This window comes from Micromonospora sp. NPDC047465 (assembly GCF_040643125.1).
In the GTDB taxonomy this organism is placed as follows: Bacteria; Actinomycetota; Actinomycetes; order Mycobacteriales; family Micromonosporaceae; genus Micromonospora.
In genome coordinates, this window is the sequence record NZ_JBEYTP010000007.1 from 115,858 (window position 1) to 135,592 (window position 19,735).

Annotated in this window: 23 protein-coding genes and 1 pseudogene; 17 read left to right on the forward strand and 7 right to left on the reverse strand. The window is 71.1% G+C overall.

What is annotated here, in order from left to right:
• The first annotated feature begins 340 nt into the window (after nt 1–340).
• From ABZ793_RS09645 to ABZ793_RS09700, 12 genes are all read left to right on the forward strand, one after another.
• On the forward strand, nt 341–1,339 hold the full coding sequence (locus ABZ793_RS09645; protein WP_357454514.1) for an ABC transporter substrate-binding protein: 999 nt from the start codon (nt 341–343) through the stop codon (nt 1,337–1,339).
• Between the two features lie 59 nt (nt 1,340–1,398).
• On the forward strand, nt 1,399–2,166 hold the full coding sequence (locus tag ABZ793_RS09650; RefSeq protein WP_350712634.1) for an ABC transporter ATP-binding protein: 768 nt from the start codon (nt 1,399–1,401) through the stop codon (nt 2,164–2,166).
• On the forward strand, nt 2,163–2,963 hold the full coding sequence (locus ABZ793_RS09655; protein ID WP_357454518.1) for an ABC transporter permease: 801 nt from the start codon (nt 2,163–2,165) through the stop codon (nt 2,961–2,963). The genes ABZ793_RS09650 and ABZ793_RS09655 overlap by 4 nt, the downstream gene beginning before the upstream one ends.
• Nucleotides 2,960–4,039, forward strand: coding sequence for an Ldh family oxidoreductase (locus tag ABZ793_RS09660; protein WP_357454521.1), 1,080 nt, complete (start codon nt 2,960–2,962; stop codon nt 4,037–4,039). The genes ABZ793_RS09655 and ABZ793_RS09660 overlap by 4 nt, the downstream gene beginning before the upstream one ends.
• A gap of 28 nt (nt 4,040–4,067) precedes the next feature.
• Nucleotides 4,068–4,802, forward strand: coding sequence for an SDR family oxidoreductase (locus tag ABZ793_RS09665; protein WP_357454525.1), 735 nt, complete (start codon nt 4,068–4,070; stop codon nt 4,800–4,802).
• The gene (locus tag ABZ793_RS09670; RefSeq protein ID WP_357454528.1) at nt 4,799–6,439 is read left to right on the forward strand and encodes an FAD-dependent monooxygenase; all 1,641 of its coding nucleotides are present in this window, start codon (nt 4,799–4,801) and stop codon (nt 6,437–6,439) included. The genes ABZ793_RS09665 and ABZ793_RS09670 overlap by 4 nt, the downstream gene beginning before the upstream one ends.
• Nucleotides 6,432–6,803, forward strand: coding sequence for a cupin (locus ABZ793_RS09675; protein WP_357454531.1), 372 nt, complete (start codon nt 6,432–6,434; stop codon nt 6,801–6,803). Before ABZ793_RS09670 ends, ABZ793_RS09675 begins: the two co-directional genes overlap by 8 nt.
• Nucleotides 6,800–7,333, forward strand: a complete 534-nt coding sequence (locus tag ABZ793_RS09680; RefSeq protein ID WP_357454534.1) for a hypothetical protein — start codon at nt 6,800–6,802, stop codon at nt 7,331–7,333. Before ABZ793_RS09675 ends, ABZ793_RS09680 begins: the two co-directional genes overlap by 4 nt.
• 21 nt (nt 7,334–7,354) lie before the next feature.
• Nucleotides 7,355–7,771: a RidA family protein gene (locus ABZ793_RS09685; protein ID WP_357454537.1), complete on the forward strand. Its 417-nt coding sequence runs from the start codon at nt 7,355–7,357 to the stop codon at nt 7,769–7,771.
• A complete protein-coding gene (locus tag ABZ793_RS09690) occupies nt 7,771–8,652 on the forward strand; it encodes a fumarylacetoacetate hydrolase family protein (protein WP_357454540.1) in 882 nt (293 codons plus the stop codon). Before ABZ793_RS09685 ends, ABZ793_RS09690 begins: the two co-directional genes overlap by 1 nt.
• Before the next feature lie 210 nt (nt 8,653–8,862).
• On the forward strand, nt 8,863–9,609 hold the full coding sequence (locus tag ABZ793_RS09695; RefSeq protein ID WP_357454543.1) for a GntR family transcriptional regulator: 747 nt from the start codon (nt 8,863–8,865) through the stop codon (nt 9,607–9,609).
• 170 nt (nt 9,610–9,779) lie between these two features.
• On the forward strand, nt 9,780–10,736 hold the full coding sequence (locus ABZ793_RS09700) for an amidohydrolase family protein (RefSeq protein WP_357454546.1): 957 nt from the start codon (nt 9,780–9,782) through the stop codon (nt 10,734–10,736).
• 110 nt (nt 10,737–10,846) lie between these two features.
• Here ABZ793_RS09700 and ABZ793_RS09705 read toward each other — a convergent pair whose 3' ends face one another.
• On the reverse strand, nt 10,847–11,215 hold the full coding sequence (locus ABZ793_RS09705; protein WP_357454549.1) for a hypothetical protein: 369 nt from the start codon (nt 11,213–11,215) through the stop codon (nt 10,847–10,849).
• Between the two features lie 99 nt (nt 11,216–11,314).
• Between ABZ793_RS09705 and sigJ the strand changes: the two genes are divergently transcribed.
• Nucleotides 11,315–12,232 carry an RNA polymerase sigma factor SigJ gene (gene sigJ / locus ABZ793_RS09710; protein WP_357454552.1) on the forward strand — a complete coding sequence of 306 codons (918 nt, stop codon included), beginning with the start codon at nt 11,315–11,317 and terminating at the stop codon, nt 12,230–12,232.
• 109 nt (nt 12,233–12,341) lie between these two features.
• Here the strand turns inward: sigJ and ABZ793_RS09715 are convergent.
• Both ABZ793_RS09715 and ABZ793_RS09720 read right to left on the reverse strand, forming a co-directional pair.
• Nucleotides 12,342–12,458, reverse strand: a pseudogene (locus ABZ793_RS09715) (IS5/IS1182 family transposase); the annotation flags it as partial.
• A gap of 88 nt (nt 12,459–12,546) precedes the next feature.
• Nucleotides 12,547–13,125, reverse strand: coding sequence for a TetR/AcrR family transcriptional regulator (locus ABZ793_RS09720; protein WP_357454555.1), 579 nt, complete (start codon nt 13,123–13,125; stop codon nt 12,547–12,549).
• An 88-nt stretch (nt 13,126–13,213) separates the two neighbouring features.
• Between ABZ793_RS09720 and ABZ793_RS09725 the strand changes: the two genes are divergently transcribed.
• Together ABZ793_RS09725 and ABZ793_RS09730 are read left to right on the forward strand one after the other, a co-directional pair.
• A complete protein-coding gene (locus ABZ793_RS09725) occupies nt 13,214–13,585 on the forward strand; it encodes a DUF4267 domain-containing protein (RefSeq protein ID WP_357454557.1) in 372 nt (123 codons plus the stop codon).
• A 26-nt stretch (nt 13,586–13,611) separates the two neighbouring features.
• The gene (locus ABZ793_RS09730; protein ID WP_357454560.1) at nt 13,612–14,106 is read left to right on the forward strand and encodes a cupin domain-containing protein; all 495 of its coding nucleotides are present in this window, start codon (nt 13,612–13,614) and stop codon (nt 14,104–14,106) included.
• Nucleotides 14,107–14,355: 249 nt separating this feature from the next.
• Here the strand turns inward: ABZ793_RS09730 and ABZ793_RS09735 are convergent, their stop codons facing one another.
• Nucleotides 14,356–15,225, reverse strand: a complete 870-nt coding sequence (locus ABZ793_RS09735) for a GNAT family N-acetyltransferase (RefSeq protein WP_357454563.1) — start codon at nt 15,223–15,225, stop codon at nt 14,356–14,358.
• A gap of 498 nt (nt 15,226–15,723) precedes the next feature.
• On the opposite strand from ABZ793_RS09735, the gene ABZ793_RS09740 reads away from it, so the two are divergent.
• Complete coding sequence (locus ABZ793_RS09740; RefSeq protein ID WP_357454566.1) at nt 15,724–16,260, forward strand: cyclophilin-like fold protein; 537 nt, start codon at nt 15,724–15,726, stop codon at nt 16,258–16,260.
• Nucleotides 16,261–16,441: 181 nt separating this feature from the next.
• Here the strand turns inward: ABZ793_RS09740 and coaD are convergent, their stop codons facing one another.
• From coaD to ABZ793_RS09755, 3 genes are all read right to left on the reverse strand, one after another.
• A complete protein-coding gene (coaD, locus tag ABZ793_RS09745) occupies nt 16,442–16,867 on the reverse strand; it encodes a pantetheine-phosphate adenylyltransferase (protein WP_357454569.1) in 426 nt (141 codons plus the stop codon).
• Nucleotides 16,868–16,923: 56 nt separating this feature from the next.
• Nucleotides 16,924–17,070, reverse strand: coding sequence for a hypothetical protein (locus ABZ793_RS09750; protein ID WP_357454572.1), 147 nt, complete (start codon nt 17,068–17,070; stop codon nt 16,924–16,926).
• Nucleotides 17,071–17,863: 793 nt separating this feature from the next.
• Entirely contained in the window at nt 17,864–18,052 is a 189-nt protein-coding gene (locus ABZ793_RS09755; RefSeq protein ID WP_357454575.1) for a hypothetical protein, read from the reverse strand.
• Nucleotides 18,053–18,386: 334 nt separating this feature from the next.
• Here ABZ793_RS09755 and ABZ793_RS09760 point away from each other — a divergent pair, with 334 nt between their 5' ends.
• Nucleotides 18,387–19,676 carry an MFS transporter gene (locus tag ABZ793_RS09760; protein ID WP_357454578.1) on the forward strand — a complete coding sequence of 430 codons (1,290 nt, stop codon included), beginning with the start codon at nt 18,387–18,389 and terminating at the stop codon, nt 19,674–19,676.
• Nucleotides 19,677–19,735: the final 59 nt, after the last annotated feature.

A 19,735-nucleotide genomic window follows, 5' to 3' on the forward strand; every position in this document is an offset into this window, starting at 1 on the left:
AGCCGAGCCGAGCCGAGCCGAGCCGAGCCGAGCCGAGCCGAGCCGAGCCGAGCCGAGCCGAGCCGAGCCGAGCCGAGCCGAGCCGAGCCGAGCCGGGCCAGGCCAGGCCGAGCCGGGCTGCGCCGGGCGCAACGTGCTCGCTGTCGGCGCGTACCGCGACCCTGCGGTGTCGACTGTGGTCGCCACTGGCGGTCGGCGGGGCGTACTGCCAGGTCAGTGGGCCTGGCGGGGGTGCGGTCGCCGGGCCGGGGCCGCCGGGGCGGGGCGGTGTTGCCAAAACGAGGTCTTGACGAGTCGGGAAGTTTGACATTTGATAAATCCCGCCGATGCAGGAGGTCTCATGTCAGCTCGCACCCGTCTCGTCGCGGCCGTCGCCGCAGCGGCTCTCACACTCACCGTCGCCGGCTGTGGTGATTCGGAGAAGGCCGATTCCCCCGATGCCGCCTCCGTCACCTACCTGACCTCCTTCGGGACGTTCGGTCGGGACGCGTACGCATACGTCGCCCTGGAGAAGGGCTACTTCAAGGAGGCCGGGCTCAACGTCACCATCAAGCCCGGCACCGGCACCGTCGATGTCATGAAACTGATCGGGTCGGGGCAGGCCGACTACGGCCCGGGCGACCTGTCCGGGGTCATCACCACGCTGGCCAACGAGAAGATGCCGGTGCGCGTGGTGGCCGCCATCCACCAGCGGTCGATGGCCGGCATCGCCTCGCTGGACAAGGCGATCGACTCGCCGGAGAAGCTGCCCGGCGCCAGCATCGCGGACAGCTCCGGCTCCACCAACATGATCATTTTCCCGGCGTACGCCAAGGCGGCCGGCATCGACCCGAAGTCGGTGAAGTTCGTCCCGTCCTCGCCGCAGTCGCTCCCGCAGTTGCTCGCCGCCGGCTCGGTGGACGCGATCGGCCAGTTCGCCGCCGGCAAGCCGCTGCTGGAGAAGGCGGCCGGTGGCAAGACCGTCACCATGCTGCCGTACGCGGACAAGCTTCCCGACCTGTACGGCAACGGCCTGCTGGTCTCCGCCGCGAAGCTGGAAAGCAACCGCGCAGAGGTCGAGAAGTTCACGGCAGCGCTGGTCAAGGGCCTGCTCTACGCGGTGGAGCACCCCGAGGAAGCCGCCCAGTTGCTCAAGAAGCACGACCGGACGGCCGACGAGAAGGTCGCCGCCGCCGAACTCACCGAGATGCGGCCGTACGTCCTGGGTGACGGCGGGCCGGCCGGAAAGCTGACCCGGGAGCGGGTGGAGGCGATGATCAAGCTCCTCGCCGGCACCGGCACCCTCAAGTCGACGCCGAACGCCGAAGACATCGGCGTCTACGACATCGCAAAGTCATAACTTCCTCTTCGACGGCGGTGCGCGCGGCTGGTTGCGGCGCGCACCGCGAGGGGCGAACCATGATCGGAATTCGTAACGTTTCGCAGATCTACCGCACCCGGGCCGGTGACGTGGAGGCCCTGCGTGATGTGTCGCTGGAGGTCGCCGACGGCGAGTTCGTGGCGATCGTCGGGCGGTCCGGGTGCGGTAAGTCCAGCCTGTTGCGGCTGGTGGCGGGCCTCCAGGCGGCCACCTCGGGCGAGATAACCGTCGCCGGCACCCCGATCCGGGGGCCACGGCGGGACATCGGCTTCATGTTCCAGCGCCCGGCCCTGCTGCCGTGGCGGTCGGTCATCGACAACGTGCTGCTGCCGACCGAGGTGTTCAAGCAGGACCGCCGGGACGCCCGGGCACGCGCGCACGAACTGCTCGACCTGGTCGGGCTGAACGGCTTCGAGAAGCGCCTGCCGCACGAACTCTCCGGCGGGATGCAGCAGCGGGTCTCGCTGTGCCGGGCCCTCATCCAGCAGCCGCGGGTGCTGCTGATGGACGAGCCGTTCTCCGCGCTCGACGCGCTCACCCGCGCCGACCTCACGGTCGAACTCCAGCGCCTCCAGATGAAGCACGCCTCGACGGTGCTCTTCGTGACGCACTCGGTCGACGAGGCCGTGCTGCTCGCCGACCGGGTCGTCGTACTCAGCCCGCGACCGGGCCGGCTGCGGCAGATCGTGGGGATCGACATCGCCCGCCCCCGTTCACTGGGACGCGACGGCCACTCGGCCGAACTCGGCGTACTGCGCGCCCAACTGCACGACCTGCTCATGACCCCCGAGGAGGTGGCACGGTGACGGTCACCGAAACCCGCCGTACCGGCCGCGACAAGCCACGCGCCGCAGGCCACTGGGCCCAGCAACTCCCGCCCGTGCTCGGCGTCGTGGGCGCCACCGCCCTGTGGTGGGCGATCACGGTCGTCTTCGAGGTGGAGAGCTTCATCCTGCCGTCCCCCGTGCAGGTGGCGCAGACCATGGTCGAGCAGTCCGGCTACCTGTGGGACAACACCCTGGTCACCCTCTGGGAGACGCTGCTGGGCTTCCTGCTGGCCATCGCGGTCGGGGTGCCGCTGGCGCTGATCGTCACCGCCTCGCGGATGCTGGAACGGACCGTCTACCCGCTGCTGCTGATGCTCAACGCCGTACCGAAGGTGGCCGTCGCGCCGCTGCTGGTGGTGTGGATGGGCTTCGGCCAGTTCCCCAAGGTCTTCCTGGTCTTCCTGGTCTGCTTCTTCCCGATCGTCATCTCCACCGCCGCCGGGCTCAGCTCCACCCCGGCCGACCTGGTGGAGCTGGGCCGGTCGCTGAAGACCAACTGGTGGCAGACGTTCCGCATGATCCGGATGCCGGCCGCCATCCCGCAGCTCTTCGTCGGTCTCAAGCTCGCCATCACCCTCGCCGTCATCGGCGCGGTGATCGCCGAGTTCGTCGGGGCCACCGAGGGGCTGGGCTACGCGATCGTCGCCTCCGGCGCCAGCGCCGACACCGCGTTGGCCTTCGCCGCGATGATCCTGCTCGGGGTGATGAGTGTCGTGCTGTTCTACCTGCTCGCCGCAGTCGAGCGGTTCTTCGTGCCGTGGGCGGACCGGTCATGAGCGCGCCGGACTTCCCGCCGACCGTCCCGGTCGGGTGGCTCACCGACGCCGTCGCCTCGGTCTTCGGCGCACTGGGCTTCTCCGAGCAGGCGGCCGACCTGGTCGCCGGCTCCCTGGTGGACGCCGACATGCGGGGAATCCCCTCGCACGGGGTGATGCTGCTGCCGATGTACGTGGACCGGATCAGGGCCGGCTCGGTCAGCCGGGCCGAGCGGGCCGAGGTGGTCCGCGACAAGGGCGCCATCGCGGTGCTCGACGCCGGCCACGCGCTCGGGCAGCTCACCGGTGACCAGGCGATGCGGCTGGCGGTGGCGAAGGCGCGGACGTACGGCGTCGGCGTGGTCACCGTCCGCCGGGCGTTCCACTTCGGCGGGGCGTTCCGCTACGTGGACCTCGCCGCGAACAACGGCTGCGTCGGCATCGCGGCGGCCAACACCCGCCCGCTGATGCCCGCCCCCGGTGGCGCCTCGGCGGTGGTCGGCAACAACCCGCTCGCGGTGGGCGTACCCCGCGCGGGCGGCAAGCCGGTGATCCTCGACGTGGCGCTCTCCGAGGCCGCGCTCGGCAAGATCCGGCTGGCCGCCGGTGAGGGCCGCGAGATCCCCGCGAGCTGGGCGACCGACGCGCAGGGACGGCCCACCACCGATCCGGCCGCCGCGCTCAAGGGACTGCTGTTGCCGTCCGGCGCCCACAAGGGATACGGTCTCGCGCTCATGATCGACGTACTGACCGGGGTGCTGTCCGGCGGGGCGTACGGCCGGGGCGTCCAGGGCCTCTACGCCGACGTCTCGGTGCCCAACGACTGCGCGCACTTCTTCCTCGCCCTGGACGCCGAGGCGTTCGCCGAGGACGCGGAGGAGCTCGCCCGCCGGGTCGACGACCTGGCCGACCAGGTGCTCGGCTCCGCGCTGGCACCCGGCACGGAGCAGGTCCACCTGCCCGGTGACATCGAAGCCAGCCGGTACGACCGGGCGTCGCGCGACGGTGTCGCGCTCCAGCCGTCGGTCTTCGCCGGACTGGCGGAGGTCGCCGCCGGGCTGGGCGTGCCGCTCCCGTCACCGGCCAGCGCCGGCTGACCCCGGTCGACGAAGGAGGAAGGAAGTCATGCAGGCCAGTTTCGACGCCACCGGCGAGGTGCTCGTGGTCACCGGCGGCGCCAACGGGATCGGCGCCGCCCTCGCCCACGCGTACGCGGACGCGGGGGGCACGGCCGTCGTGTTCGACGTGACATCGGGCCAGCCGCACCCCAGCGGGCGGGTGCACGAGCACCGGGTGGACGTGTCCGACCGGGACGCGGTGCACGCCGCGGTCGCCCGGGTGCTCGCCGAGCACGGGCGGATCGACGCCCTGGTGGCCGGAGCGGCGGTGCAGCCGCGGTGCGACGTGGTCGACATGGACCCCGAGCAGTGGCGCCGCACGCTGGCGGTGAACCTCGACGGGGTGGTCTGGTGCGCGCAGGCGGTCCTGCCGGACATGATCGCCCGCCGCTCGGGCGCGATCCTGGTCTTCGCCTCGGGCCTGGCCACCGCCGGCCGGGCGCAGGCGTCGGCCTACGCGGCGAGCAAGGGGGCGTTGGTCGCCTTCGCCAAGTCGCTCGCCGCCGAGGTCGCCGAGCACCGGATCCGGGTGAACACCGTCTTTCCCGGAGTGGTGGACACCCCGCAGTTCCAGCAGGCCAACCCGACCGGTGGTGAACGGGAGCACTGGGCGCGGGTCACCGGCATCGGCACACCGGCCGACGTGGTCGGCCCGCTGATGTTCCTGCTCTCGCCCGCCGCGACCATGACCGGATCCACCCTCACCCGTGACCGGGCGTACCCGAGGAGCGAAGCACAATGAGCAGCACGACCGAGCAGTTGCCGGTGGGCATCGTGGGCGCCGGGCCGGTCGGCCTGGTCACCGCGCTGGGCCTGGCCCACTACGGCGTGCCGGTGGTCATCTTCGAGGAGGACGAGCGGCTGTCGCTGGACACCAAGGCCGGCACCGTCCTCACCCGCACCCTGGAGGTGCTGCACCGGTACGGCGCCCTGAACGACGTGCTGGCCGGGTCGCTGCGCATCGACGAGATCGGCGAGCTGGACCGGGCCACGAACACCCAGACCCTCAGCGTCCGGACCGGGGACCTCACCGAGGACACCCGCTTCCCGTTCGTCATCAACATCCCGCAGCACGAGTTGGAGCCGATCCTGCGGCAGCGGCTCGACGCCACCGCCCCCGGCGCGCTGCACATGGGACACCGGCTGCTCGACTTCGTCCAGCACCCGGACCGGGTGGACCTGCGGCTGCGCACCGCCGAGGGGGAGCGGACGGTTCCGGTGCGGTACCTGCTGGGCTGCGACGGCGGTCGGTCCGCCGTCCGGGACCAGATCGGCGCGCGGGTCGAGGGCGAGACGTACCAGGAGCGTTACATGCTGGTCGACCTGAAGGTCGACCTGGACGTGGAGAACCCGCGCGACTACCCGTACCTGGCCTACTTCGGTGATCCCCAGGAGTGGATGATCCTGGTCCGCCAGCCGCACTGCTGGCGTTTCCTCTACCCGCTGCCGGCCGGGCAGGCCGAGCCGGACCGGGAGGAACTGGCCGACAAGGCACGCCGGTTCATCGGGGACACCAAGACCCTGGAGATCGTCGGCACCAACATCTACAACGTGCACCAGCGGGTGGCCGACCGGTGGCAGGACGGGCGGGTCTTCCTGCTCGGCGACGCCGCGCACCTGATCACCCCGATGTGGGCGCTGGGCCTGAACACCGGTGTCCTGGACGCCTCCAACCTGCCCTGGCGGATGGCCTGGGTGCTGCGCGGCTGGGCCGAGCCGAGCCTGCTCGACGGTTACCAGGTCGAGCAGGAACCGGTCGCCACCAAGGGCTCCGCGGCGATGGCCGCGGCGGCGCGGGCCTACATGGCCCGCCGCGCGGACGACCCGGGGGTGATGACCGCCGGCAACTGGGGCAACGCGTTCACCCGCGCCATGCTCGGCGTACGCCTCGACGTGGGCGGCACGGGCGACTGGTCGATGGTCGCCGCCGGTGACGAGCCGCTGCCGGTGCTGGCCGGGGCGCGCTGCCCCGACCTGCCGCTGTTCGGTCAGTCCGGCACGGTGCACCTGCACGACCTGGCCGCCGACGCCTTCGTGGCGCTCTACTTCACCGACCCGCGCCGGGTCCCGGCACTGCCGCCACAGGAGTCGCCCGCGCTGCGGCACTACGTGGTGAGCCGGTGGGACGCGCCGCACGACTCCGGGCTGCGGGACCGGGCGCTGTTCGACCCGGGAGACCGGGTGCGGCGCCGCTTCGGGGTCGACAACGACACGCTGGTGCTGGTCCGCCCGGACGGGCACGTGGCGGCGATCGTCCCGTTCGACCCCGTCTCCGGCGTCGACACGGCCGCCCAGCTCTACGCCCGGATCACCGGCTGCCCACCGCCCGTGACCCGGTCCGACAACACCCTCGTCTGCGAAAGGGATGACAATGAGTAACTACGGTCACGCGACCGCCCCGGACGGAACCCAGGTCGAGCTCGGTGCCGTCGGCCAGCAGGTGGTCTTCGAGAACGACCAGGTGCGGGTCTGGGAGATCAGCCTGGCGCCCGGCGAGCAGCAGCCCTGGCACCACCACCTCAACCCGTACATGGTGATCGCGCTGGAAGCCGCCGACAACCGGATCGACGCGCTCGCCGGTGGCGACCCCCGCCTGGTGCACGAGGACATCGGCGGGGTGGTCTACCGCGAGCCGGGGGAGATCCACATGCTCACCAACAACGGCACCACCCGGTACCGCAGCCGGCTCATCGAGCTGAAGTGCCTGGGGGAGAACCTCGTGTCCGGTCAGGGCGAGCGATGAGCGACCTGCCGCTCGTACCGACCCCGCCGGTGCCGGCCGGCGTCGACCCGCAGGAGTGGGCCAACAACCTCTCCGAACCGTCGAACTACGGCGGCGAGGCGGCCGACCGGTCGCGGGAGGAACTGGTGCCCGGCCCGGACGGCCTGGTGCTGGCCCGCTTCCGCGAGATCCTGCTCCAGACCGACGAGTTGGACTGGGCGGACAAGACGCTGGCCGGCCTCGCCCACAAGGCGCTGTGGCGCAACGAGGAGACCGAGGCGTCCATCTCGCTGATCCGGTTCCGCAAGGGCGCCGGCATCCCATTGCGCCACTCACACGCGTCCAACCAGTTCATGTTCTGCCTCAGCGGCCGGTACACCTACGTGCCCACCGGGCTCACCCTCACCCCGGGCTCCTTCTACTGGAACCCGAAGGGCAGCCTGCACGGGCCCACGCTCGCCGAAGAAGAGAGCGTCCTGCTGGAGATCTACGACGGGCCGCACTACCCGACCCAGCCGGAGTGGTACACCGACCCGTCGGACGCCCGCTAGCTCCACCTCGAAGAAGAGAAGATGACGATGCCCAAGCAGCAGATTGTTTCCCCCGAGCTGGCCGCCCCGAACGGCCACTTCGCCCAGGCCACCCAGATCAGGGCGCGGGGCCGGATGGTGTTCGTGTCCGGCATGACCGCCCGCAACCGCGAGGGCGGGGTCACCGGCGTCGGCGACATCGCCGCCCAGACGCACCAGGTCTGCCAGAACCTGCGCGCCGCGATGACGGCTGCCGGCGGGTCGCTGGAGGACATCGTGCGGGTGGATGTCTACGTCCGCAACATGGAGGACTTCCACGCCATCCACGAGGTGCGCCGGCAGTACTTCACCGGTGAACCGCCGGCCTCGACGATGGTGGAGGTCTCCAAGTTCGTGAACAAGGACTACCTGATCGAGATCAACGCGATCGGCGTGATCGACGACGAGCAGGACGCCTGATGAAGCTCGCCAGCGTTCTCACCGAGACCGGCCGGCGGATCGGGGTGGTGGACGGCGACACCGTCGCCGTGCTTCCCGCCGAGCTGGGCGACCTCGACGAGGCGATTCGTGGTGGCGCGGACGCGTTGGAGGCCGTCCGCGCCGCCGCGCGGCAGGTCGCGGCGGTGCCGTTGGCCGAGGTCCGGCTCGACGCGCCGCTGCGCCGGTTCAACCGGGACATCCTCTGCACCGGTTGGAACTACTGGGACCACTTCGAGGAGTCGCGCGGCAAGCGGGAAGGGCAGGACCCCGCGGAACGGCCCAAGCACCCGACCTTCTTCACCAAGGGCCCGGACACGGTCGTCGGCCCGTACGACGACATCGCCTACGACCCGCAACTCTCTGCCAAGTGGGACTACGAGGCGGAGGTGGCGCTGGTCATCGGTGCGGACTGCCGCTCGGTGAGCGAGGCGGACGCGCTGTCGTACGTGGCGGCGTTCTGCGTGGCCAACGACGTGTCGCAGCGCGACCTGCAACGCGCGCACGGCGGCCAGTGGCTCAAGGGCAAGAGCATCGACGCCACCATGCCGCTCGGGCCGTGGCTGACCACCGTGGACGAGGTGCCGGACCCGGCGAACCTGCGCATCCAGTGCGAGGTGAACGGCGTGCTGCTCCAGGACGCGTCGACCGGGCAGATGGCCTTCCCATTCGCCCGCATCATCGCGGAACTGAGTTGGGGGATGACCCTGCGGGCCGGCGATGTCGTGCTCACCGGTACGCCGAGCGGCATCGGCAACGCCCGTGACCCACAGGTGTTCCTGAACGACGGGGACCTGGTGGTGACCCGGGTGGAAGCGCTCGGTGAGCTGCGCAACCGGGTGCGACTGACGAAGCTGCACTGACCCCGCGACGGGTGCGGGTCGGCGCAGCGCGGCACCGACCCGCACCATTCCACAGCGACGAAATTGGTACCATTTCCAGGGCCCTGATGCGTTTGTGGGATCACCCGAGCACCCCATGAACATGGATCATGTCCCGCGAGAACGGGACGAGCACGGCATCCACCAGCGGCCTATCCGGAGGCAACCGTGGTAACAACGCATCGTCGATCCGTGCTGAGCGACGCCAACGACGACGGCCGGGCCGGTGCCGGTGGAGCCGACGGACAGCACCGCACCCTCGCCGACTCGGCGACCGCGGTCCTGCACGAGGCGATCCTCACCGGCCGGCTGCCGGCCGGCACCCCGCTACGGCTCAACGAGATGGCCGACCTGCTCGGCATGAGCATGAGCCCGGTCCGCGAGTCGATCCGACGGTTGGCCGCGCTCGGCCTGGTCGAGGTGGTCCAGCACAAGGGCGCCTGGGTCATGCCGCTGACCGTCGAGGACGCGGTCGACACCCATGAGACCCGGATCGCCATGGAGACGGCACTGATCGAACGGGCGGCCGCCCGGTTCACCGCCCAGGACGCCCGGCGTGCCGAGGCGGCACTCGACGAGCACCTCGCCGCGTCCGCGCGCGGTGACGCCACGGCTGCCCGCCGTGCGCACACCGAGTTCCACTTCACCATCTACCGGGCGGCCGGATCGCGTTGGCTGCTGCGTGGCCTGGAGCCGGTCTGGGAGAACAGCGAGCGGTACCGGTTCGCAACGGTCACCCCGACGGGGCAGAACGAGGAGCGGGTCCGCGAGCACCGGGCCATCCTCGACGCGTGCGTGGCGGGGGACGTGGCCGCGGCGGTGACCGCCGTGCAGGTTCACATCCAGAATGCGGCCGACCGGGTGATCGGCAAGATGAACACCGACGCCGCGGCAGTGCCTGCCGCCCGGGCACCGGGACGCGCGCGTACCGGGAGCTGACCGCCGGCGCCACCGCGTCCGCCGGTAGTGGCGCCGCCCTCCAACCGTCGGGGCACCTCCGCCCCCGACGGACTGTCCGCCGCCGAGCGAGCGGCCACGCCAGCCACCATCCCGTACCGTCGGCGCGTCCCGTCGTGACCGCCGGTCGGGCCGACCGTTAGGAAGCCCCGTTGCCTGGCATCGACATGCACGCCCACCTCGCCCCCGACCTGCGCCCGGCCGACCTGCCGGGGGTGGCGGTCGACGGTGACGGCGCCGCCGTTCTCGGTGGCAAACGGGTCGGCCCGCCCGACCTGTACCACCCGGACCGGCTCGAGAACCACCTGGACCAGGCAGGGCTGGACGAGGCGATCGTCAGCGTGCCGCCGCCCTTCTACCGTCAGCGGCTGTCCGGGCCGGAGGCGGCGGCGTGGGTCCGTGCGGTCAACGACGGCCTGCTCGCCGTGGTCGCCGACCGGCCCCGGCTCACCCCGCTGGCGTACCTGCCGTTCGAACATCCCGAAGTGGCCCTCGCCGAGTACGACCGGATCGCCGCCGACGACCGTTGGGCCGGGGTGGTGGGCGCCGCCGGTGGAGACGCCGGGCCGCTCGACGGTCCGCCGCTGCACCCCCTGTGGCAGCGTCTCGACGCGGACCGGCGCACCGTGCAACTGCACCCCGCGCACTCGGCGGACCCCCGTCTGGAGCCCTACTACCTGGCCAACCTGCTGGGCAACCCGGTCGAGACGGCGGTGGCAGTGGCCCAGCTCGTCTTCGGTGGGGTGCTCGGCGGGCACCCGGGAATCCGGTTCGTGCTGGTGCACTGCGGCGGTTGCGTGCCGGCGGTGGTCGGGCGCTGGGAGCGCGGTCACACCACCACCCGACCGGGCGTACCGGTGCTGTCGCCGACCCCGGCCGAGGCGGTGCGCGCCCTCTACGTCGACAATCTGGCCCACGATCCGCAGGTGGTCGACCTGGCGGTGTCGGTCTTCGGCGCGGACCGGCTGGTGCTCGGCAGCGACTGGCCGTTCCCGATGGGCACCGACGCTCCGTCCGCCACGGTGGCACACCGGGGCGCTGACTACGCCCGGCAGGTGGCCACCGACAACGCGGCGCGGGCCCTGGGCCGGGCACCCGGCGGTCGGTGACGGCTCGGGCCGGGGGAGCGTCGAGCTGCGGCTGCCGCCGTCACCCGGCGCCGGGGCGCCCGGCATGCCGGGCCCACCCCGCCGCCTGCCCGGCAGCCCCGTATCGGACCTCAGCGCCGGGTCAGCGCCAGCACGCTCAGACCGAACATCAACACACCCAGGGGGAGATGGACCGACGGGACGTGTGCGATGCCCAGCACGACCTGGACCGAGGCGAGTACGAGGAATCCTGACGCGTGCCAGACAGGCCGGGGCGAGCTGCCGCCCGGCTTCCACGCCAGCACCGCCGCGAGGACGTACAGCATCGACGCCCCGTACATCACACGGGCTCCGACACTGTGCAGTGTCTCTCCGTAGGACGAGGTCAGCAGCAGTCCGGCGGAGACCGCCTGAAGGAAGATGGTCAGGGTCTGCAGGGCGATCGCGATCTGCAGGAACGAGGAGCTGCGTTGTGCGTTCGCCGTCACCTGAGTGGCCATGTCACAGTCCCCTTTTCCGCCCTCGGGCAGTAGGTCGATAAGGTCTCACCGGTCCGACGACGTGGGCCTGCAAAAGGTAAGGCGAGGGGCGGCCGGAGCATGGGGACTGTCGCGACCAGCGCAGACGAGATAGTCGGCGAGCGACGTCAACTGATCAATGTCGCTTACCGGTTGCTCGGTTCGGTGACCGAGGCCGAGGACGCCGTACAGGATGCCTACGCACGCTGGTACGGGCTGCCGCGGAGCCGGCAGGAGGAGATCGTGTCCCCGGGCGCCTGGCTGACGACGGTGACCAGCCGCATCTGCCTGGACCTGCTCGGCTCGGCGCGGGTCCGCCGTGAACGCTATGTCGGCGCGTGGCTGCCCGAGCCGCTGCCCGACCGCACCGAGTGGGACCACGCCGGCGGCGCCGACCCCACCGGCCGTGCAGACCCCGCCGACCAGATCGTTCTGGACGAGTCGGTGGCCATGGCCTTTCTTGTCGTCCTGGAGTCGATGACGCCCGCCGAGCGGGTGGCGTTCGTCCTGCACGAGGTCTTCCGGTACCCGTTCGCCGAGATCGCCGACGTTCTCGGCCGGACCCCCGCGGCCTGCAAGCAGTTGGCGGCCTCCGCCCGGCGGCGGGTGGGCGTCGCGCGCGCTCGGGTGACGGCGGCCGGCCAGGCCGACGTGGTGAGGCACGTCAAAGAGGCATGGGAGGCCAAGGACGTCGCAGCCCTCGTCGGTCTCCTCAACCCGGCTGCCGTGATGACCGCCGACGGCGGCGGCATGGTCGGCACCGTCCTGCGCCCGGTCGAGGGCGGCGCGCGCATCGCCCAGTACATGGTCGCCATTGCCGACAAGGCTCCGGGGCTCGAACTCCTGGAGCGGTCGGTCAACGGTGTGCCGGGCCTGGTGGCCCAGCGCGCCGGCGTCGTCGTGACCGTAGCCTCGTTCGACGTCGCCGACGGGCGCGTCACCCGGATCTGGGCGGTCCGCAACCCGGAGAAGCTGCGGCCGTGGGCGCGGGAGGGCTAGCCAGTGCTGTGTCCACAGACGTTTGCCGGGTCGACGGCGGTGAAAAATGTCGTACCGGTGGCGTCGGTGATCAGGTGCCCGTGCTGCCCCGGTCAACGGTTTTGCCGGGGAGGACCTTGCGTAGCCGGGGCCATACGCCAGCCACGGTCCATTCGGCCAGGCGGCGCCAGCAGGTCATATCCGAGTCAAAGCCGCGTTCCTGCGGCAGGTGTTCCCAGAGGATCCCGCCGAGGTAGCTGAGCAGCGGCTCGTCGGTCGCGTCGGCGACGGGTGCGGGATCGGCCTATCGGGGGCCCTCCTCCGTGGCGGTCAGCTCACCCTGGCCGGGTGAAGCGGTCGACCAGCAGGGCCAGCCGCCGCTCGTGCTCCGCGCGCCGGAGCCGGCCGCTGCGCATGAGCGTGACCAGGCCGTGCACTCCGCTCCAGAAGGTCTCGGTGAACGTCTCCAGGTCGTCGTCGCCGGCGACCGGGCGCAGGGTCTCGGCCAGCTCGGCGAAGGCCCGGGCCAGCTCGACCGGCGCGTCCTGGCTGGCGAAGGACAGGTCGACGGGGAGGTTGAATATCGCGTCGTAGAGCGCGGGCCGGCGCTCGGCGAACGCGACGTAGGCCGTGGCGATGTTGGCCACCGCCTGCCGTGGGTCGGTCGCGGCGGCCCGGGCGGCGGCGAGTTCGGCGGCCAGATCACCGCAGCCTTCCACGGCGACCGCCGCCATGATGGCGTCCTTGCCCTTGAAGTGGCTGTAGAGGACGGGCTGGCTGTACTCGATCTCGGCGGCGAGCCGGCGGGTGGTGACCGCGTCCCAGCCTTCCGACTCGGCCAGCTCCCGGGCAGCGGCGACGATCGCCCGCTCCCGTTCCGCCCGCTCCCGCTCCCGGCGGGCCTGAATCGACATGCTCGCAATCCTAGCACCGCTAGCCAACCTGCCGACGCTCTGCTAGCGTCGCTCCCAGATCTAGCACTGCTAGCTATCGGAGTCGAACATGCTCAGCCTCATCGCCTACGGGCTCGCCGTCGTCCTCAGCCTCTTCGTCGTTTTCATCGGCGCGCGGTTCCTCCTGGCGCCGCGGGCCTCGGCCGCCGGCTACGGCGTCCCGGCCGCCCCGGATGGGGACCCCGCCTACCTGACGATCAAGGGCCTGCGCGACCTCAGCTACGGCCTGCTCGGCCTCGCCCTGATCGTCTTCACCACCGCCGACGCGGTCGCGTGGTTCATGCTTATCGTCGCGCTCAACCCGTTGGGAGACACCGTCGTCGTGCTGCGGCACGGCGGCACGAAGGCGGTCGCCTTCGGCATCCACTTCGCCACCGCCGTGGTCGTCCTGCTCGACGCCGTCCTGCTGTTCGCCCTCTAGTCCGACCCGACGACAGGAGCCGCCCGATGTCCCTGACCACGCCCGATTTCGACCGCACCGTCATCGTCCGCGACGCGGATGCCGAGGTGGTGGGGCGGGCCCCGACCACGATCCGCCTGCTCGCCGACAGCAGCGCCACCGGCGGGGCGCTCTCCACCCAGCGGGTCACCCTGACCGACGGCGCGGACGGCGCCCGGCCGCACCACCACGCCAACTCGGCCGAGCTGTTCTACCTGCTGGACGGGACCGCGCAACTGCTCTCCGGCGAGCAGGTCGTCACCGCCGAGCGCGGCGACCTGGTGATCGTGCCGCCCGGCGTGGCGCACGCGTTCGCCGCCGCCCCGGGCGAGAACGCCGACATCCTCATCGTGATCACTCCAGGCGTCGAACGGTTCGAGTACTTCCGGCACCTGGAGCGGATCGCCTACGGGACGGTGCCGCCGGAGAGCCTGCTGGAGGTGCAGGAGTTGTACGACACGTACTTTCGGGGCAGCCCAGCCTGGGATGCCGCCCGTCGTTGACCGACGACCGGGCCCGCGACCGTCGACTCTGGTCGCGGGTCCGGTCGGCCGACGGCCGCAGCGGCGGGCCGGGCCGGTGGGGCGCGGTGCAGTCAGGGCGATGGAGTCCCGCCGCCTCCCGCCCCCGATCGCGCTGCTGCTGCTCGCGCCCTGGGCCGCCGAGTGCGCCGAGTGCGCCGGGGGCGGCTTCACCCTCGCCGAGACCGGCCTCGCGATCGCTGGTCGCACCCTGCCCCCACGCCGAAAGCCTCAGGAATCGTCGCGGTACAGGTCCCGTCTCTCGGGCAACTGCTGGAGGCCGGCCGACTGGTAGGTGGCGACGGCGCCGACGTTGGAACTCGGGGTGCACACGACCACGCTGGACGAACCCAACTCCTGGAGTGCGCGCGCCGCGGCGACCGTGATCGCTCGGCCGTAACCGTGACCGCGGTGCGCCGCGTGCACCCCCATCGGCTCGATCAGCCCGAGCTTGCCTTCACCCGCCGACCACACCGTCGTGGCCGCCACCGCCTCGCCCTGCTCATTCCGAACGACCAGGCACCGCGCGTCGACGTACGGCGCACCTGCCGCCATCGCGTGCCAGCGCTCGTCGGTGAACGTCGACCCGTCGAACGACGCCCGCAGGACCGCGGCCCACTCGTGCGCCTGTTCCGGCCCGATCACCTCGGCACGTACGCCGGGATCCGGCACAGGAGCGCCGAGGTCACGCCGAAGTGGTGTCCACGGCTCGCCACTGTCCCAGCCGTCCTTGAACAGCAGGTCCTGGACCAGCGCACCCGTCGGCGCCTCGACGTACACCTTGCCCTCGAACAGCACACCACGCTCAGGCACCGACACGTCCCCGACCACCTGTTGCGCCAACTCCTCGTCCCGCAACGCCTCCGGCGCGAACGCCAACCGCAGCAGATCAGCACCATCCAGCAGCCCGACCGCCAGAACCTTCCCAGCCCGACTCCAGGTCCGCGTGGCCTGCGCCGTTCGCTCCGCACCGAACCGCCAGAACCACCCCACATCTCCCGGATGCAACTGCACGGGTCCTCCGTCGTGCTGCCATTCCGCCAACACCCGCACCACGTCACCGAGCCCGTTGACCCCCGGGCTGCCCATCTCGATCGCCATCCCCCGATCACAGACCACCCCACCGGCCTCCGCACCCGGATTTCCCGCCGGCAGCCTGCCGATCACGCGCCCACGCTCGCTTCGGCACCGAGCAAGTCGCCGTCCACTCTCGGCACGCCGTCGGGTCGTGGATCGCCGGGTTCGCGCTGGAGTCCGCCCTCGGCGCCACCGAAACCGGTGCTGGTGAGTCAGACCCGACCTGGTTGAAGTCCTCGAATACAAGGTTGAGCGGGAACATTTCGGCGAGTCTCGTGCCACCGGGTGGTCGAACAGTTCGCCTTCGGCGCGGGTCTCGTCGACTGTGAGCTCAATCTTCATGCGATCTCCCTTCATTCCCTTGTCACGATGGTGGCGAGACTGCCTATCGGGCCGGGCCAGAGGTGCCCTGTCAGTGCGCCTCTCGACAGGGCCTCCCTGCGCAAGGGAAAGGCAGCTTGGATAGCAGGAGACTGCCCACGGCATGGACCGGAAAGGCCTGATCGGAAGGAGTTTCATCGTATGCGGAAAGGGAATCTCACGGCAGCGGCAGCGCTCGTTCTGACGCTCGCCCTCGCCGCGTGCAGTACGCCTTCCACCGACGAGGCCACTCCCACTGCCGCACCATCCATGCCAGGTGCCTCGTCGGCGCCCCTCAGCACGACGAGCACGGCACCGCCCAGCATCGATCAGGACATTGTGGGCACGGTCGTCCGGTTCACGGTGGACTCGGAGTCGGTAGACGTGACCATCGGTGTAGACAGCCCAGCCACCCGTGACTTCCTGAGCATGCTGCCACTCACCCTCACGCTCGAGGAGTTCAACGGCCGCGAAAAGATCGCCGATCTTCCGCGAGCCTTGGAGTACGAGGGATCGCCAGGATCAGACCCGGAAGACGGCCACCTCATCTATTTCATTCCGTGGGGCAACATCGGCTTCTACTACAACACCGACGGCATCGGATATTCCGATCAGACCCTCCACCTGGGCACCTACAACGCCACCCTCGAAGAACTCGAACGCCTCGAAGGCCATGCGACCGTAGAGATCGTGCGCTGAGCCCGCGAGTACCTGACGCCGCTCGTACGTGGCGAGCTGTGCCCCGCTGGGCCACCGCGCCTGGCGGTAGTGGCAGAAGAACATGCTCCCCGCCAGTACTCCAACGTCACTTGATCTTGACGCGGCAGTCTCAAAAATTATCCGGCGGCGGTCCGGCGAGGGTTCGCCAATGTCCGGCGGTCTACGGCTGCGTGGACGAAGGTAACTTCCCCAGCGTGCGCACCGCAGTCGACGACACCGCGGCCAGTTCGGGCTGCGCAGGCAGAAATACCGTGGGGACACCCAGTGACTGGTTCATCGCGGCGAGCTGGTACTCGGTCCAAAGGTCGGTGGTGTTACGCACGCCGCGGACGATCACTCCTACTTCATGGCGACGGCAGTAGGCGGAGGTCAACCCGCTCCAGGCCGCAACGGTGACGGAGGTCCACTCGACCGGCAGAATGGCCCGAACAGCGGCCGCTCGCTCCTCCTCGTCGGTGCCCGGATGCTTCATGCTGTTGACCGCGACGAGCACGACCACTTCGTCGAAGAGGTCGCGTGCCCGGTTCACCACATTCAAATGCCCGGGAGTAAAGGGATCGAAGCTGCCGGGGTAGACGGCTCGCACGCGTACGCGACCGGGGGTGGGTGCTATCGGACGTGGCCCTGCCGATGGTTCGGGTGTCACGGCCGCACGACCCGCTGCGCATCGCGGATGAGCCGCTCAGGGGCCAGTGGGGCCCAAGAGGCGAACAGGTTCCCCCCGGGATGCGCGATCTGCTCGGCTCCATGCCGGCGGAGCCAGACCCGCACGCCTTCGTCGGTGCTCATGGCCCGACTGTAGGTATCGGCTGTCGGATTCGCTGGCCCCTGGGCGTGGGCGATATGTCACAGCGCCGTGGAGACGTCTGGCACGGCCGCGATCAGCGCGCCATGAGGTGTCGCCGCGCAGCTCGGTCCCGCGCATCCGTCCACACGTACCCACGTGCCGTTCGGCTGGCAGCGACGCCGTGAGGGGGGCCCGCCCTTGACGATCTTCGTGGACTCGGCTGAGGGGCCGTCCGGGCTGGTACAGGTCTTCGAGGCGTGCGGGGCGATGCTGGCGGCCATGATCGATGCCGTGCCGCCGGACCGACGGTCGTTCACGCGTACGGTCTCTCCGACCCTTCCGGGTTCGCCGCGATGGGCGTGGTCGAGGTCCTGGTCCACATGTACGACGTGGCCGCCGGGTTGGACCTGACGTGGTCGCCGCCTGCCGACCTGTGTGCGGGAGCGCTGCGCCGGCTGTTCCCTCCGTGCCGTCAACCGGCGAGCCGTGGTCGACGCTCCTCTGGGCTACCGGCCGGGCGGACCTACCCGGCCTACCGGCGCGAACGTCTTGGAGGTGGGACGGCACTCCGCGCCCCTGAACGCCGGCCCAGACCAAGGTCAGGTGCACTGGCGCCGGGCAGCCCCGCGCCACCCGTTCGGAGTCGACCCCGGCCTCGCACGGCCGGCCGCGGGATTTCGCCGTGGGCAAGACCCACCGGGCCGCTCACGCGGCGTGAGCGGAAGACCTGGCGGTCACCGGGCTCGGCACAGCCGGGCACGTGCCTGATCGCTCGCGGGCGTCGCTGTCCCGCCCTCACCGCGCCGAGGACGTCGTCTCCTTCACCCGGTCGGCCGCGCCGCCGTTGCCTGTCTCGCCGAACACGCTGTCCCGCATGGCAGGAAGGTCACCGGCCGTCGCGCCGCGCACGGCACGGCGACGGCTTGCTCGTACGACGACCGCCGCCGTCACCACCGCGGCCACGGACATCGCCGCCGCCTGCATCAGCGGCACCTTCCTGCTCCGTCGACGCCTCATCTCGCCACCCGTCTTTGTCGAGTCCAACCATGTCGTTCTCATCGTGAGGACACCGCAGCGGCAGCGGAGCTCTGTTCGACGCAATTGACACGGTCGGGTCATTCCCCACGCGGACACGCCGCCGGTGGGTGCGCCAGGTGCGATGGCGGGATCACGAGCGGAGCCCGCCGGCCGCCCGAGCCCACCCGTACGGATCCGAACATCCCCGAACGCCTGGTCCCGGCCTCGGCGGCGCAGGCGTGGTTACGTTCTGGACCCAGTGCCCGGAGGGCAGCCGGTGGTGGGACAGGACGGGGGCGGAGTGACCGAGCGCGCCGCGACGTACGCCGAGGTGTTCGCGGTGCGCGAGTACCGCTACCTGTTCGTGGCGTACCTGCTGTCCCTGGCGGGTGACCAGCTCACGGCCGTGACCGTGGCGTACCTCGTCTACACCGGCACCGGCTCGGCCGCGCTGGCGGCAACCGCCTACGCCAGTTCCTACCTCGCCTGGCTCGTTGGCGGGCCGCTGCTGTCCGGCCTCGCCGACCGCTTCCCCCGGCGGCGGATGCTGGTCACGTGCGACCTCGTCCGGGCGGCGCTCGTCCCGGCGGCGGCGCTGCCGGAACTCCCCGCCCCCGCCCTGGTGGCGCTGCTGTTCGCGGTCAACCTGATGCGGCCGCCGTTCGTGGCCGCGCGGGCGGCGCTGATGCCCGAAGTGCTCGACGGTGACCGCTACGCGGTGGCGAACGGCGTGGACAACATCTGCGCCCAGGTCGTGCAGGTGCTCGGCTTCGCCGTCGGGGGGAGCCTGGTGGCGCTGCTGTCGCTGCGCGGTGCGCTGCTGGTGGACGCCGGCACGTTCCTCGTCTCCGCCCTTCTGATCATGATCGGCGTTCGTTCCCGTCCCGCGCCCCGGCCGCCCGGCCGCCCGGCCCGCCGCGGCCGGGCGGCCGGCCTGCGGGTGATCTTCACCGATCCGCGGCTGCGCGCCTACGTCCTCGTCCTGTGGGCAGCCAGCGCCTTCACCTACGCCGCCGAAGGACTGATGGCGCCGCTGGCCCGACAGTACGGAGGCGGCGCCGGCACCGTCGGGCTGTTGCTGGCGGCGGCGCCGACGGGGATGGCCCTCGGCGGGGTCGCCCTCACCCGGCTCTGTCCGCCGGCGGCCCGGCCACGACTGATCCTGCCCCTGGCCGCGCTCTCCGCCGGGGTGCTGGCGGCGACCTGGCTCGTCCCTCCGCTGTGGGTCGTCCTCCTGCTGTTGGTGCTGGCCGGCACCGCGAGCGCCTTCGCCATCCCGCTGAACGCGTTGTTCGGCCGGGCCGTGCCGACGCAGTACCGGGGACGCGCGTTCGGGGTGGCCATCACCGGTCTGAGCGGGCTCCAGGGGGCGGCGATGGTCATGGCGGGTCTGGCCGCGGACCGGTGGCCGGCGACCACGGTGATCGGGTTCAGCGGACTGTCGGGCGCGGCGGCGGTCCTCGCCCTCGTGCCGCTCTGGCCGCGGCGGTCTGCCGGCACGCCGACGACGTTCGAGATCCCGGTCGAACAAGGCCGAACGACCTCGACCGCCGACAGCCCTACCGCCGAGGCGGGCGGCGGCCGACGCTGAGATCACGGGCGGGCACGGGGCCGCCACGAAGGGAGAGGAGAAGCGCATGCGCAGCGTCC